The organism is Polycladospora coralii (assembly GCF_014773435.2).
In the GTDB taxonomy this organism is placed as follows: Bacteria; Bacillota; Bacilli; order Thermoactinomycetales; family Thermoactinomycetaceae; genus Polycladospora; species Polycladospora coralii.
Genome location: NZ_JACXAG020000002.1, coordinates 1 through 15,480, shown reverse-complemented (window position 1 = coordinate 15,480; position 15,480 = coordinate 1). Strand labels below are relative to the sequence as shown.

Sequence of the window (15,480 nt, the reverse complement as noted above, 5' to 3'; positions counted from 1 at the left end):
TTTAATCATTCAACAAACCGCATTAATTACAGGGGCTTCTTCAGGCATTGGAGAAGCCCTAGCATATGAACTTGCCAACCGAGGCTATAATTTAGTTTTGATCGCTAGGCGTAAACAACAGTTGGAATTCGTCCAACAAAAAGTGATGCAAATCGGTCGACAAGCCACCCTCATTATTGCTGATCTGACCGATGATGGCCAATTGGAAGCTTTAACGACACAGATTTCTCAAATTCAAGTCCATTTACTTATTTTAAATGCAGGGATGGGTCAATCTGGTTCCTACATGGAAAGAGATTCTGAAACAGAGGCCCAGATGACAAAACTAAATATAGACGCGAACATAAAACTTACACGCGCTATGTTACCACAAATGCTTAACCGCCAAAATGGTGGTATTTTATTTGTTTCATCAGTCTTAGCCTTCTACCCTTCTCCCTATATGACCACTTATGCAGCAACTAAGGCTTTTATTCAATCCTATGGTGAATCGCTTGCCATCGAACTTGCTCCAGCAGGTATTCAAGTTTCCATACTTTGTCCCGGCAGTACATCAAGTGAATTTGCAATGCAGTCTGGATTCACACAAAAACAAGCCATGTCTGCTACAAAAGTGGCTCAAATCGCGATTAAACACCATCTACATGGAAAGCGCGTAATTATTCCTGGATATCACAATCGCGCACTTGCAAGATTAACGCACCTAATGCCTAAAAAACTATTGGATCCATTAATGGAAAAGTTATTTAGACCACGGAAATAGGCTTTATCAATCGTCCAATCATATTAAAAATCCCCTTCATACCATGGATATAAATCATATGGAGGAGGTGTTTTTATGGTACGGCAGATTGTCGTCATTAATGGCGATGTCCAAACTATCCCTACTGTAGGTAGAAACTTCATATTGAGAGTAGGTACTGCTAAATTTCCAAATGTATCCATCATGACAGAAACACAATCACAGCCACTTAACATCATTCAGAAAAGTGGCTCCCAGGTGCTTCAGAAAGCATTTATTTCTCATGCCCTCGTTTACCAACTGGTAAATGGTCGTGTGATAAAACGAAATATTGTTTTGAGTAATGAGGAACTATTTTTTGCTAGTACACCTACAAATTTCCCTTTACCCGTGGTGGATCCAAGTAAAATCAAATGATCAATCGGATCGATCTTTTGAACAAACGGGAAAACATTGGTTATCAATCCGATTTTATATCCAAATTGAAGTGAAATATATTGTATAATACGAAGAACTTCACTTTTTGGAGAGGGGATTTACCATGTCAGCTAAGCTTGAGCACGCTGTGCTTTCATTACTGGAAGAGAATGCACGCATTGAACTAGATCAAATTGCTACGATGCTAGATGAAGATAAGGAAATAATTATACAAATTGTTGATGAGCTGGAAAAAAAAGGGGTAATTGTCAAATACGGCACCCTGATTAACTGGCAAAAAGCTTCTACCAAAAAAGTGGCTGCTTTAATTGATGTAAAGGTGACACCACAAAGAGGACATGGATTTGACGCCATTGCCAAACGAATCTATCTTTTCCCAGAAGTTCGTAGCGTATATTTGATGTCAGGCTCTTATGACTTATCCGTAGCACTTGAAGTGGACTCCATGGAAGCAGTCGGAAAATTTGTAACCGAGAAATTAGCCCCTATTGATTCTGTCGTCAGTACCATGACCCATTTTGTCATGAAAAAATATAAAGAAGATGGTGTCATTCTCGATGAGCCTGAGAAAGATGAACGGTTGGTGATCACCCCATGAATTTAGAAGAAAAATGCTCACCTATCGTCCGTAATATGCCACCTTCCGGAATTCGTCGTTTCTTTGATTTGGTTAATTCCAAGCCAGATGCGATTTCTCTTGGTGTGGGTGAACCCGACTTTATTACACCGTGGCATATCCGTGAAGCTGGAGTTGCTTCCTTAGAGCGGGGAATGACTTCCTACACTTCTAATCAGGGTATGCCAGAACTTATTGAAACGATTCGTCACTACTTACAATCCCAATTTACACTTTCGTATGAACAAACAGAAGTGATGATTACATTTGGTGCCAGTGAAGCGATAGACTTAGCACTTCGCACACTTATTTGCCCAGGAGATGAGATTCTGGTACCAGAGCCTTGTTATGTTTCCTATATTCCATGTGTACAATTAGCAGGTGGTAACCCTGTTCCTGTACCCACCAAAGCGGATCACGGTTTCAAGTTAAAAGTAGAAGATCTGGAACGTGCATTAACCCCCAACACCAAAGCTATTATCTTGTGTTATCCCAATAATCCAACGGGTGCCATTATGAACAAAGAAGATTTGGCACCAATTGTCGAATTTGTAAAAAAACATGAGCTGATTGTGATCTCTGATGAAATTTATGGGGAGCTCACTTATGGAAATAAGCATACTTCCATTGCATCGTTCCCTGGCATGAAGGAGCATACCATTTTAGTAAGCGGTTTTTCAAAAGCATTTGCTATGACTGGATGGCGTGTTGGTTATGTAGCCGCTCCACTGCCACTTGCACAACAAATGTTGAAAATTCATCAATATACTGCACTATGCGCTTCTATTACGAGCCAGGTAGCAGCCCGTGAAGCTTTATTACATGGACTACCTGAGTGTGAGGCAATGGCATCACAATATGATCGGCGACGTCGCTTGGTTGTAAAAGCGTTCCAAGACTTGGGCTTCACATGTCATGAACCACAAGGTGCGTTTTATGTATTCCCAAGCATCGAAAGCACGGGATTAGACGCACATACATTTGCTGAGCAACTTCTGCTTGAAGAGTCAGTAGCCGTTGTTCCTGGAGATGTATTTGGTCAAAGTGGAACCGATCACATTCGCTGTTCCTATGCCACATCACTTGAATCACTTGGTGAAGCACTAAATCGCATTGAACGTTTTGTGAAGAAACAAAAGAATAAGCAACCTATCCATCACCATGGGTAATTAAAAAAGCATTCGGGGCATTTATGCTCCGAATGCTTTTATATATGTTTTTCTTTCTGACAAATAACAACCATTGAACGACACTGAGGATGAAGTGGCGTTTCCTCCCAATCTGCATAAATATGTAGGAGACGAAAGTTTTGTATTTGTAATAACCGTCTTAATTCTTGTGGATAGGTATAGCGTAAGTCGATATGTGTGATTTCTTCCTTTCCACTTTGTTGCTTTCGTTTAATGGTATTATGCTGAACTTGTGTAATGGAATCATATGTACTCTTGGAATAAACATCATAGGAATGTCCTTCATAGTCGTGATAAGTGCGCTCATATTCTTCTTCCCCCGCTCGTAATTCGTAAGCAGATGGGAAGCGGGCATCAAAAATAAAAATGCCGTCCTCACGCAGTACTTTCCACACCGATTGCAATAAAGCTGTTTGACTCTCATTGGTCAAAAAATGCTGAAAAGCATTCCCTACCATCGTCACGAATGAATAGGAAGCGGGCAATTTAAGTTGAGTACAATCCTGCTGATACCAAGGAATAGACAAATCTAATCGATCTGCTTTCTTGCTAGCCAGCTCCAACATGCCCTGATGTAAGTCAACTCCGGCTGTTTGAAAGCCTGCTTCCGCTAACGGTATCGTTAGGCGGCCACTACCACAGGCCAAATCTAGAATCGATGCATCATCCGTGGCAGAAGCCCACTTGCAAATTAGATTCACTTCATGCGCCTGACCATATTCCAAATCATAACGTTCCGGGGTTTTGTATTCTTCTAAATTATCGATTGATATCGTCCACTTTCTTCCAGAGGTTTTATAGACCGTGCAACAACCATACTCCTCTATCCTTGTCGCACGGCCTTTCATTATTTATCTACAATGTCCCATAATACATGATCCTTTTTTTGAATCGATTTCAATTGGGTGTATGGCAGTTCAAAGATTGCATACTCTCCTAACGCATGACCACCTGTGGCATAACCTATTCCTAATCGTTTATCTGTATAGTAACTGTACAAACCGAAGTCATCATAATCAGAAAAATCTAGTTGATCCGCTTCATTTAATTTTGATAATAACGTATTCTGTGGCATCATCTGTATATCTTGCCGGTGTGCATCTGCCAAATAATCGTCTCGCATGACGATGGGTTGCTCACTTTGCAGAAGGTCAATTAATTGCTGATCGACTTTCAAGACATCTGTTAATTTGATAGCTGATTCATTTTGAAGATCAATGGTAGAAGTATAATATACGCCTTTATTATACATTTCATCATCTACATCATCAGAACCTATATAACGAATACTAAGCAGCTTTTCGTTTTTCAACGCAATCTCATAATTGATTTTGAGGAAATATCTTTTCCCATATGATTCATAGTCCGATAATATTTTTAAAGCATTGTCACGAATAATGGAGTTGATCTTATCCTCTTTGGCAGGCATATTGCCTTCTATTTGTGGATAAATCACTTCTGTCTCACTTTTTTTATACGTTTGTGGCTTGATTTGATAATTAAATTTCGTTTCTTCTACAGCTACGTGTTCTGATTCTTCTGTTTGTGGAGCCGTACACCCTGACATACTAACACATACTACAAATATAAAAACACTAAATAAAATACGTCTCAAGTGCAGCCCTCCTCTAATGCTCTGGACCTAAATCAACCCACATCTCACTTTCATATTTTATATGGTCATCCAAATGATGATAGTCGATTTTATGCAACATATAGTCTCCACGTGCATGCGGTACACCAAAGCTAATGACGAATTTGCCCGGCGTAAAGGAACTAAAAACTTGCTCAGGATTGGAACTGCCCAACGTATCGGCTTGCTGTAATCGTGTTAATAGATCATGATCACTCAGGTGCAAGGTCAAATTTCCTTGTGCAGGATCTTCTACTTTAAAATGATCGCTCCGTAACTTCGCAAGTAACGCGCTATCAAATTTCATAAATTCTTTCAAACGTGCTGTCTTTTCATTGGCGATATCAATATTCGTTGTATAAAATACATTAATCGGATAAGCGCCACCACTATAACTTGTGCCCTTATATTGAATACTGATCACATTACCACTCTTCCAAGTCACCTTGTAATCAATATCTAAATATGAACTTTCACTACTAAAGTCGTACTGGGCTAAAATGGCCAAGGCATGTTTTTCAATGAGTTGATTAACCTTCTTCTCCTTGTCTTTAAAGTTGATTTTGATATCACTGTGGCCACGCATATTTTTCACAAGTGGATATCGTACACTTAAATCTCCTTTTACATACTGTTTTGGCGCTACATCATATTCCATACCTTGCAGGCTTATCGGTTCTTTTGTAGAAGGTTTTTCTGATTCCGTAGACTGTTTCGTAGAAGTTTCTTGTGATTCCGTAGGTTGCTTGGGTTTATCGGCATTCGCATCTGTTTCTTCCATTTCTTTTGTTTCATTCGTATTCGATGATTCTGTGTTTGCTGTGCTGTCTGTCGTTTCTGGTGACGCTGCATTCTTCTCTTCTACATTTGAATTACACGCAACAAGTGCCGTTAACAAAAATAATATTACGAATGTTTGTTTTAACATCGTAATCCCCCCTCGAGTATAAATATACGTACTCTTTTCTAAAATGTGTATCATTTAGGATACACTATGTTTAAATAATAAAATAAAAACAAAATTTTTTGAATAAATGAATTATTTTCCTTCGAATTAAGATTATTTGGTCCTATCTCTTCAAATAAACGACTCAATCGAGCTTTCATTCGCGATTTAACGAATGAAAGCTCGATTGTGTCAATTAACGTCCGCGTTTTAGGATTTGGAAGATATGTTTCGCTTGATCTGTATTATCAATCAAGCCCGTAAAGCGTTCCTTTCCAGGCCCATATGCGTAAACTGGTACATCTTCACCTGTATGACCACTAGTCGTCCAGCCTGTGAAACTACGTGCAGAAAAAATCGCTTCAATCGAATCATCTATCGTATAAAAATCTTTCGACTTAGTTGCTTCTTTTACACTTTCAATTTCTTTTTCGGTTAATTCAAGTGCAATATTTTCCTTTAATGTTTCTTCAACATCTTTACCCGCTAAGATTTGTTTTGCCATATAATCTGGTGTATGCTTCGCTGCTTTAATCGGCTCCGTAAAGAAGTTATATTCACCGTTTGCTCCAATGGTTAGTCCACCCGTAGAATGGTCGGCAGTAAGTACGACTAATGTGTTACGATCTTTTTTAGCAAAGTTAATGGCTGCCTTAAATGCTTTTTCAAAGTCTTCCATTTCACTCATTGCACCAACAATATCATTATCATGTCCTGCCCAATCAATCTGGCTTCCTTCTACCATAAGGAAGAAACCATCTTCATCTTGGTTCAAGCGTTTAATTGCTTCTTTCGTCATATCTGCTAAATCTGGTACTTCGGCACTACGGTCAATCGCTTTGTCTAATCCTTTATCCGCAAACAAACCTAAAACTTGTCCATTTTTATCTTTACGTAATTCATTTTTATTGGTTACATAGCTATAGCCATCTTTTTTAAATTCCTCAACTAGATTACGGTCTGTACGATTGAAAAAGACTGTTCCGCCACCTAACATAACGTCAATCTTATGTTCGCCTTTAATACGCTCATCAAAATAGTCATCCGCAATTTGGTTTTCATTGCGACGACTTTCATCATGCGCACCGTATGAAGCAGGTGTGGCATGTGTAATCTGTGAAGTTGCTACAAGCCCAGTTGCTTTACCGCGCTTTTTGGCTACTTCTAGTACCGTCGTCAGTTCCTTTTTGTGTACATCTACAGCAATCGCTGAATTATATGTTTTTTTACCAGTAGACATTGCCGTTGCTGCACTAGCAGAGTCTGTTATATTCTCTTCTGCGTCGTTGGCATAGGTCATCTGTGCACCCACATAGTATTTGTCAAACTCTGTTTTTTCCATTTTCGTTGTTTTAGGGTTGTCCTTCATATAGCGATACGCATTCATATAAGCCGGTCCCATACCATCGCCAATCATAAAGATCACATTTTTAATTTCTGGATCACTTTTTTTGTAGGTTTGATCTCCAGCTTTAACTTGTCCAAAGCCAATGGTAGAAACAGCCAACACTACTGCTGCTGTACTTAATACAAATGGGTTACGTAGCATTTTCTTCATTATGTATTCCCTCCGTTTTATAACAAGGTGAACATCCTTTATCATTATACTAGAATGCTAGTATGATCTGTACATGTTTATGATTTTCAAACAATAATTTAATATTACTTAATATTTGCCCATCTAGATATTCCCATGTCAAAAAAGCCACCCAGCGCTAGGTGGCTTTTCATATCATGGATTAAACGGTATATTTTTCAGTTTCAAGAACACGATCTGCGATGTTACGCTTTAATTCTACTTCGTTCAATGGATTGATACGCGTTAATTTTTTCAACACGGACAAGGTCGTGCGGAGCGTATCTCCTTCTTCTACAGCCGCGATGGTATGACGAGCATGCGCATCGATGCGTTGGAAGGATTCGTAGATGAACGCACGAGTAAGATCGATCTTCGCTTGTTCTTTTTCTTCTCCATTTTTGTCAATCGCTTTTTTCGTACGTAAAAGTACACTTTCCATTGCAAATGCTTCCATTGCAATATCAGCTAAGTCACGTAAGATCTCTTGTTCACGATTTAGTTTTTGTTCATACTTTTGAACCGCAAGGCCAGCAATCATGAGGAAAACTTTCTTCGCATTTTCTACGAGTACAGTTTCCTCTTCAAGTGTAGGCGCATCTTCATCCGCCATATAAGGCATCATGGTTAAGATTTCTTCTTGTAGCTCTTGTGCTGCTTGTAAGAGTGGAATTTCACCCTTCATCGCTTTACGCATTAAAGTAGCTGGAATTAAGAGACGGTTGATCTCGTTTGTTCCTTCAAAGATACGGTTAATACGGGAATCACGATAAGCATTTTCAACCTCATACTCATTCATGAAGCCATATCCGCCATGAATTTGAACACCTTCGTCTGCTACATAGTCAAGCACTTCAGAACAGAACACTTTAGCAATAGAGCACTCGATCGCATACTCACCAATTGCTTTGGCAACTACAGAACCTTCAGCGTCTTGTACGCCCTCAAGTCCTTGCTCGAACATGCCACCAATACGGTAGTACATGGACTCACCAGCAAAAGTTTTAATCGACATGTTTGCTATTTTTTCACGAATTAAGCCAAATTTGGCGATTGGTATATTAAACTGTTTACGCTCGTTTGCATACTTGGCAGATACTTCGATAATACGTTTTGCTGATCCAGCCGTACCTACAGCTAATTTATAGCGACCGATATTTAGAATGTTAAAAGCGATTTGATGCCCTTTGCCTACTTCATATAGCAAGTTTTCAACAGGTACTTTTGCATCTTCTAAGATAAGTGTACGTGTAGAAGAACCTTTGATACCCATTTTCTTTTCTTCTGGCCCAACAGAAACACCATCGTATGATTTTTCAACGATAAATGCGGAGAAATGCTCTCCATCTACTTTCGCATAGACAACAAATACTTCAGCAAAGCCAGCATTGGTAATCCATTGTTTTTCACCATTTAAGATATAGTGTTTGCCATCTTCACTTAGCACAGCAGTTGTTTTTGCGCCTAAGGCATCCGAACCAGAGCTAGGCTCAGTTAAACAGTATGCCGCAAGACGACGACCTGTTGCTAAATCAGGCAAATATTTTTTCTTTTGCTCTTCATTACCAAAGAAAACGATTGGAAGCGTACCGATTCCAACATGTGCACCATGAGAAAGACCAAAAGAACGACCTAAGGACATTTTCTCTGTAATTAAGCTAGAGCTAATTTTGTCTAAGCCAAGCCCTTCATATTTCTCAGGTACATCTGCACCTAAAAGTCCGAGGTCCCCAGCTTCTTTTAATAATTTCACAGAGTGATCGAAGTTATGGTTTTCAATCTCTTCTAGTACTGGACGTACTTTTTCCATTACGAAATCCTCAGTGGTTTTCGCAATCATCTTGTGTTCTTCAGTTAAATCTTCTGGTGTAAAAATATCTTTTGGCTCAGTTTCTTCAACCAGAAACGCGCCACCTTTAAGCTTTTTGATATCTGTGGACATGTTATTTCCTCCCATCTATTATGAAACGCGCTCGATAATACCAGCAGCTCCCATACCGCCACCAATACACATTGAGATTAATCCATACTTTTTATCTTGACGCTCAAGCTCATTAAGCATTTGAACCGTTAATTTTGCTCCTGTACATCCAAGTGGATGACCAAGCGCAATCGCGCCACCATTTACATTGACGATGTCTTTGTTTAGACCCAGCTCATTGATAACCGCAATCGACTGAGAAGCAAATGCTTCATTTAGTTCGATTAAATCAATTTCTTCTAGTTTAATACCCGTTTTTTCAAGCAATTTAGGTATCGCAACCACTGGACCAATTCCCATAACTTCTGGAGCTACGCCGCCAAGCGTAAACCCACGGAAAATCGCTAACGGCTTAATACCAAGTTCTTCTGCTTTTTCACGTGACATCACGATGACAGCAGCTGCACCGTCAGATGTTTGTGAAGAGTTACCTGCTGTTACGCTCCCTTTAATATGGAACGCTGGGCGTAATTTACCAAGTACTTGCGTATTGCTATCTGGACGTACGCCTTCATCCGTATCAAAGACTTGCTCTTTCACTTGTAGCTTACCGTTTTCATCAATATATTGATGTTTAACTGTAATGGGTACAATCTCATCTTTAAATTTGCCGGCGGCAATCGCCGCTGCCGCTTTACGATGACTGTCGACTGCAAATGCATCTTGCTCTTCACGTGACACATTGTAGCGCTGAGCTACTTCTTCAGCCGTATGTCCCATTGACATGTATGCTTCTGGCTTATTTTCCATGAGATACGGGTTTGGAGCTGGTTTGTAACCCCCCATTGGTACCATACTCATGCTTTCTACACCGCCTGCAACCATGATATCAGCAAAACCACTCATGATTTTTTCAGCTGCAATCGCAATGGTGTTTAATCCAGAAGAACAATAACGGTTTACAGTCATACCAGGTACTTCATCTGGTAAACCTGCACGTTGTGCAATCAAACGTGCCATGTTCATCCCTTGCTCTCCCTCTGGGAAAGAGCATCCAATAATCACATCTTCAATTTCTTTAGGATCTAATTGTGGTACACGCTTTAACAAATCTTCGATTACTGCCGCACCATAGTCATCAGGGCGAGCGTTTCGAAGCGATCCTTTGTTTGCTTTGCCCACAGCAGTACGGGCACCTGCAACAATCACTGCTTCACGCATAAGTCTCTCTCCTCCCTTTCCATTTCTTAGTTGCGTAATGGCTTACCTTTCGCCAACATATATTGCATCCGTTGTTGAGTTTTTGGCTCACCAATCAAGCTTAAGAAGGCTTCGCGCTCAAGGTCAAGGATGTATTGTTCGTCTACTAATGTACCTTCTGGTACTGAACCACCAGAGAGTACAAAAGCAAGTTTACTTGCAATTTTATAATCATGCTCTGAGATATAGCCCGATTTCAACAAGCCGTATGCGCCAAGACGGAGTACACTATAACCGGTTTCCCCAACAACTGGAATTTTACGAGCTTGAGGCGCTTTATATCCAGCATTCGCAAGTCCAAGTGCTACTTGTTTCGCATCGTGGATCAAATGATCTTTATTAGCTGTAATGCCATCGTAAGGACGTAAGAACTTATATTTACGAGCCTCTTCACCACTCATCGACACTTTTGCTTGTGCGATGGTCATGAAGACATGGTTTGCGAGAGGTTGCAAGGAGACTTTATCTTTTGGATCTACCCCTTCAGTCCAACGTAGTAGCATTTCTTTGTTACCGCCACCACCAGGAATGAGTCCTACACCAACCTCAACAAGTCCCATATAGGTTTCAGCAGAAGCTTGCACGCGATCAGCTGGAAGAACGACTTCTGTACCTCCACCAAGCGTCATACCAAATGGAGCCGCAACCACTGGAATATCCATGTAGCGTAGACCACCCATTGCTCCTTGGAACTGACGAATCATCATATCGATTTCTGGCCAGTTATAATCTTGTGCTTCCATCAACATCATCATAATGTTGGCACCTACGCAGAAATTGTTCGCTTGGTTCCCAATGACAACTCCACGATAATTCTTAGGTGCTTCTTTAACGGTGTAATTAATCAGGCTGATAATATCAGAACCAATTGCTTGTTTAGGTGAATGGAATTCAAGACATGCGATGTCATCTCCAATGTCAACTAAACTAGCTCCTTTATTACCTTTGATTAGTTTACCTTGTTCTTTCAAGGAGTGAAGTGAGATATTTTTCTCATTTAGATCGATCTCACCGAATTGGCCACCAATTGAAAATGCTTGTGGTTTATAATCAACCGTTTTGTAGAAAGAAGTTTCACCAGTAGCGAGTAAGTCTTCCACCATCTTCGGAATGGTTTCGCCTTCTTCACGCATACGTGCAACTGATTTTTCTACGCCAATCGCATCCCATGTTTCAAATGGTCCAAAATCCCAATTGAAGCCCCACTTCATCGCATCGTCAATCGCTACGATATCGTCAGCAATTTCTGGTAAACGATTTGCGGAGTAAAGAAGTGCTTTTTTCATGACTTCCCAAGCAAACTTGCCTGCTACATCATCTGCATACACTAATGCTTGTAATTTATCAGCTAATGTTTTCGCACGTTTGGCATTATCTAAGGAACGCGCTTTTAGCTTCTTACGCGGACGATATTCCATTGTTTCAATATCAAGAGCTAAAATTTCTTTGCCTTTTTCGGTCTTTACCTTTTTATAAAAGCCTTGTCCGGTCTTATCTCCAAGCCATTTGTGTTCTACCATCTTCGCTAAGATTGGCGAAGTAGCAAAAGCCGCTTTTTCCTCAGCATCTTCTACGGTATCATGTACGTTTTGAGCAACATGAACAAATGTATCTAGCCCTACTAGATCTAATGTACGAAAAGTAGCACTTTTAGGTCGTCCCATTGCACGGCCGGTAATCGCGTCAACTTCATCTACACCCAGTCCCATTTCTTTCATCACATCGAGCGTAATTTGAAGTCCATATGTCCCAATACGATTCGCGATGAAGTTAGGTGTATCTTTTGCAAATACGACACCTTTGCCCAATGTTTCTTCAGCAAACGCTTTCATCTCATTTAGAAGTTCTCTATCTGTCGATTCCGTTGGGATGATTTCAAGTAACTTCATGTAACGTGGTGGGTTGAAGAAATGTGTACCGAGGAAGTTCTTCTTAAATTCCTCAGAACGTCCATCCACCATTTGGTTAATTGAAATACCTGAAGTATTGGAACTAACAATAATTCCAGGTTTCCAAATTTTTTCAATACGAGCAAACAATTCTTGCTTAATTTTAAGGTTTTCAATAACAACTTCGATAATCCAATCTACTTCAGCTAGTTTATCAAAATCGTCTTCTAAGTTTCCTACAGTAATCAGTTCAGCTGTTTCTTTCGTATACAGCGGAGCTGGTTTTTCTTTAAATAGGCGATCTTTTCCTGTCTGAGCAAAGCGATTACGTACCACTTTATCCTCTAGAGTAAGACCTTTCTTCTCTTCTTTTTCCGTTAACTCACGTGGAACAATATCCAACAAAATGGTTGGGATTCCTACATTGGCTAGATGTCCAGCGATGGAAGCCCCCATCACACCAGCACCTAGTACTGCAGCTTTTTTAATCCGTGCCACCTTTGCTCCTCCTCTCTGAAGTTGAGCCTGCCGTCTGAATGAACAGTCATTCACTTAATGGTTAGAAAAAAACCTGTCCTTAGGATAGGTCACAAATACGTTCTACACACATAAAGAAAATTACCAAAAGAGACCAATTCCATTCATAAGATACAGAAATTTCGCCCCTCCTGATGACTGATTTCAATACTATTATTTCTCTGTTTGCGCCATTCGTCAAGGGGGCAATACACAATTTTTCTAATCTCCTATTTAAATACTTCCATTCTCTTGATATGCCTGGTAAAAAAGCAGATTCTTATTCACTTATTTCTATGGAATCAATTTGTTGGTACTAACAAAAATAGTACTTGCATCGCTTTCGAAAAAACAAAAAAAACTGTCCCTGCTGAGACAGCTTTTTTGTTTTAAACGCGTTCTTCATCATACTTTAATAAACCAAGTTGACGAAGTTGGAAGTGAATTTGCTCTTCTGTTAAACCTAGCTTTTCCAACTCTTCCGTTTTTTTCTGCTTACGCCTTAGCAGATCTTCTTTTTCTTTCTCTTCAAAGTTACGAATATTCTCTAAGCGCTCTTCTTCGGTTGGTGGAATAAATTCATACAGTTCATCAGGACGTACATTTAGAATAGAGGCCATATGAAATAATGTATCAGGCCGTGGGAGAGCACCACCTCTACTCCACAATGAAACTTGTTGTTTTCGAACTCCCAATTCTCTCGCAAGAGAAGTTTGGCTCACTTTTTCTCCCTCAATCGTAAACCCTTCTTCTCTTCGTTTAATCATAATACTTTCGATGCGCGGAATTAACTTCATGGTCATCTCTCCATATTAAAAATGGTAAGACATAACAATTTTAACGTAAAGATTATATTCATGTAAATAATGTTTATTGTATTTCAACTAGATTTTATATAAATTTATAAATTAGACACAAATTTCCTTTTTTACTTATGTGTCTAAAACGATCACATTTTTAAGTGCTTTTATTTCATTAACCTCGTTTCAGTACAACAACAAACCTTTACAAATGATTTCTTCTTCAGTGTAAAATGTAAAAATTCAATCTTTTATATTTATGAATTTTTATTCTATATAGTTAATACTTAGATATGATTGTATGCTCATATCGATCAGCATTGCATGATATTACGCAAAACCTGATTTTTTGATTACTGTTATATACTTCTATATACAGTTATTTTTTTCCTGCATATTAATTGATATTATTACAATGAATACGAATACCCTTTCGATTATAAAATAAAATTTTCTTTCTTTAACAGAATAACTTCTGAAAATCGGCATTTATATACGCTATTTTAGTATATGAGCAAACTTTATGATGTGACTTTGATCACATTGCGCTTTTGAAGTTTACAAAAATATCATCGACCCTCGAAATAAGAGCGATGATATATGTCCGCTATCAAACCCCTAATCTTGATAAATTGCCATTTTCACACCCAATCCCGCCTTTGGAAATGAACCATTCCAATCATCAATAAAAGAACAAAACCACATCCAATAATCGTATAAAATGAATAGGGAACTTGATTTTTATGCATATCATAGAGCACCATGGACAAATAAGGCTGTGACCACGGATACCAAGCCCCTATTTTTTCAGAGGAAGAAACTAAGACAACCGGGATGGTGAAAACAATATTTAAGGCCAATGGCGCAGCGAAATTTTTCCACTGATAAGAAACCCACATTTGTAGAGCGGCGAGTGGAAGCGTCGCAAGACATGCTAAACCTACCTTTTTTAAGAATTGTGTCCATGGTATCGGATCAGAGATTCCCACATATAAACCCATGAGTATAATCATGATAAAAAATAAGATCTGCATCATGCATACCAAGGAGACAGCAATGAAATACTTCACCAAATAAACTTGATAACGATAAACCGGATAGGAAAGAAGTTGTTTCCAGCCACCATTTAAGTGTTCGCTTCTGCAGATCAAAGCTACAAACACACCCGTCATGATGGGGATGGACAAATATGCATACTGAAAGGAACCGGCCATCCATAAAACTAACCACTCATTACCCAAATTTAACGCTAATGAACGAGAAGCTATACTATTGATCGCGCCCAGCAAAGGACCGATCCAGATCAAACTGAGTATGATGCTCCATCTCAATTTCATCCATTCTGCTATCCAAATACGGTTATACGTCATAAAATACACTCCCTCACTCTACTACTTCTTTGCTGGAGAAATGTAGTGCCCCGATTATGAGCAATATCAACCCTACCCAAATTCCTGTAAATGCCCATGTTTCAATAAAAGATTGCGTAATTCGCAGATCAAATGCGCGATAAGGATAGATCCACGGTAGCCAATCGGCAATTGCAAATTTCGTATTGGATAACGAACCACCAATAAAAGCCCCTGCAATACCGATGGTTATAAGAAATGCTTGATTCTTTAAAATCATAGATAACCATAACTGAATGCAAAGAATGGGGAATGCCGCCATATACGGGAAAGCAATACACTTAATGATGGATGCCCACGGCACGGGAGTTTTTAGCCCAATACTTACACCAAATAATGCCACTGCAATAACAGTTATTACAACTGATACCCCTAGTGAACTACTCACCACCTACGCTAACGCTAAGAGGTGGGAGCTTCTCGTTTCATTGGGCGGCTACTGCCGTCTCCTCCACGAAGGCTCGAACCGAGCCTAAAGCTTTTTGTAAGATGTTCCGAGCCGCGTTCACATCACGATGTGCGGTATAGCCGCAAACACAATGAT

Annotated in this window: 14 protein-coding genes; 4 read left to right on the top strand and 10 right to left on the bottom strand. The window is 39.5% G+C overall.

The window, feature by feature from the left end:
* The first annotated feature begins 4 nt into the window (after positions 1-4).
* The 4 genes from IC619_RS04185 to IC619_RS04170 all read left to right on the top strand — a co-directional run bounded on the left by IC619_RS04185 (position 5) and on the right by IC619_RS04170 (position 2,965).
* Positions 5-763, top strand: coding sequence for an SDR family NAD(P)-dependent oxidoreductase (locus IC619_RS04185; RefSeq protein ID WP_191139378.1), 759 nt, complete (start codon positions 5-7; stop codon positions 761-763).
* A gap of 75 nt (positions 764-838) precedes the next feature.
* Positions 839-1,159: a hypothetical protein gene (locus tag IC619_RS04180; RefSeq protein ID WP_191139333.1), complete on the top strand. Its 321-nt coding sequence runs from the start codon at positions 839-841 to the stop codon at positions 1,157-1,159.
* A 124-nt stretch (positions 1,160-1,283) separates the two neighbouring features.
* The gene (locus tag IC619_RS04175) at positions 1,284-1,778 is read left to right on the top strand and encodes an Lrp/AsnC family transcriptional regulator (protein ID WP_191139334.1); all 495 of its coding nucleotides are present in this window, start codon (positions 1,284-1,286) and stop codon (positions 1,776-1,778) included.
* Positions 1,775-2,965, top strand: a complete 1,191-nt coding sequence (locus IC619_RS04170; protein WP_191139335.1) for an aminotransferase class I/II-fold pyridoxal phosphate-dependent enzyme — start codon at positions 1,775-1,777, stop codon at positions 2,963-2,965. Before IC619_RS04175 ends, IC619_RS04170 begins: the two co-directional genes overlap by 4 nt.
* 38 nt (positions 2,966-3,003) lie before the next feature.
* On the opposite strand, the gene IC619_RS04165 is transcribed toward IC619_RS04170, so the two are convergent.
* The 10 genes from IC619_RS04165 to IC619_RS04120 all read right to left on the bottom strand — a co-directional run bounded on the left by IC619_RS04165 (position 3,004) and on the right by IC619_RS04120 (position 15,327).
* A complete protein-coding gene (locus IC619_RS04165; RefSeq protein WP_191139336.1) occupies positions 3,004-3,834 on the bottom strand; it encodes a class I SAM-dependent methyltransferase in 831 nt (276 codons plus the stop codon).
* Entirely contained in the window at positions 3,834-4,601 is a 768-nt protein-coding gene (locus tag IC619_RS04160) for a polysaccharide deacetylase family protein (protein WP_191139337.1), read from the bottom strand. The genes IC619_RS04165 and IC619_RS04160 overlap by 1 nt, the downstream gene beginning before the upstream one ends.
* A gap of 13 nt (positions 4,602-4,614) precedes the next feature.
* Entirely contained in the window at positions 4,615-5,547 is a 933-nt protein-coding gene (locus IC619_RS04155; RefSeq protein WP_191139338.1) for a hypothetical protein, read from the bottom strand.
* Between the two features lie 214 nt (positions 5,548-5,761).
* Positions 5,762-7,123, bottom strand: coding sequence for an alkaline phosphatase (locus tag IC619_RS04150; RefSeq protein WP_191139339.1), 1,362 nt, complete (start codon positions 7,121-7,123; stop codon positions 5,762-5,764).
* A 181-nt stretch (positions 7,124-7,304) separates the two neighbouring features.
* Positions 7,305-9,083 carry an acyl-CoA dehydrogenase family protein gene (locus IC619_RS04145; RefSeq protein ID WP_224749455.1) on the bottom strand — a complete coding sequence of 593 codons (1,779 nt, stop codon included), beginning with the start codon at positions 9,081-9,083 and terminating at the stop codon, positions 7,305-7,307.
* 18 nt (positions 9,084-9,101) lie between these two features.
* Positions 9,102-10,283, bottom strand: coding sequence for an acetyl-CoA C-acetyltransferase (locus IC619_RS04140; protein WP_191139341.1), 1,182 nt, complete (start codon positions 10,281-10,283; stop codon positions 9,102-9,104).
* A 26-nt stretch (positions 10,284-10,309) separates the two neighbouring features.
* Positions 10,310-12,667, bottom strand: coding sequence for a 3-hydroxyacyl-CoA dehydrogenase/enoyl-CoA hydratase family protein (locus IC619_RS04135; protein ID WP_224749456.1), 2,358 nt, complete (start codon positions 12,665-12,667; stop codon positions 10,310-10,312).
* Positions 12,668-13,116: 449 nt separating this feature from the next.
* Entirely contained in the window at positions 13,117-13,524 is a 408-nt protein-coding gene (locus IC619_RS04130; protein ID WP_191139343.1) for a helix-turn-helix transcriptional regulator, read from the bottom strand.
* Between the two features lie 644 nt (positions 13,525-14,168).
* Positions 14,169-14,897, bottom strand: coding sequence for an ABC transporter permease (locus IC619_RS04125; protein ID WP_191139344.1), 729 nt, complete (start codon positions 14,895-14,897; stop codon positions 14,169-14,171).
* Between the two features lie 13 nt (positions 14,898-14,910).
* Complete coding sequence (locus IC619_RS04120) at positions 14,911-15,327, bottom strand: ABC-2 family transporter permease (RefSeq protein ID WP_191139345.1); 417 nt, start codon at positions 15,325-15,327, stop codon at positions 14,911-14,913.
* Positions 15,328-15,480: the final 153 nt, after the last annotated feature.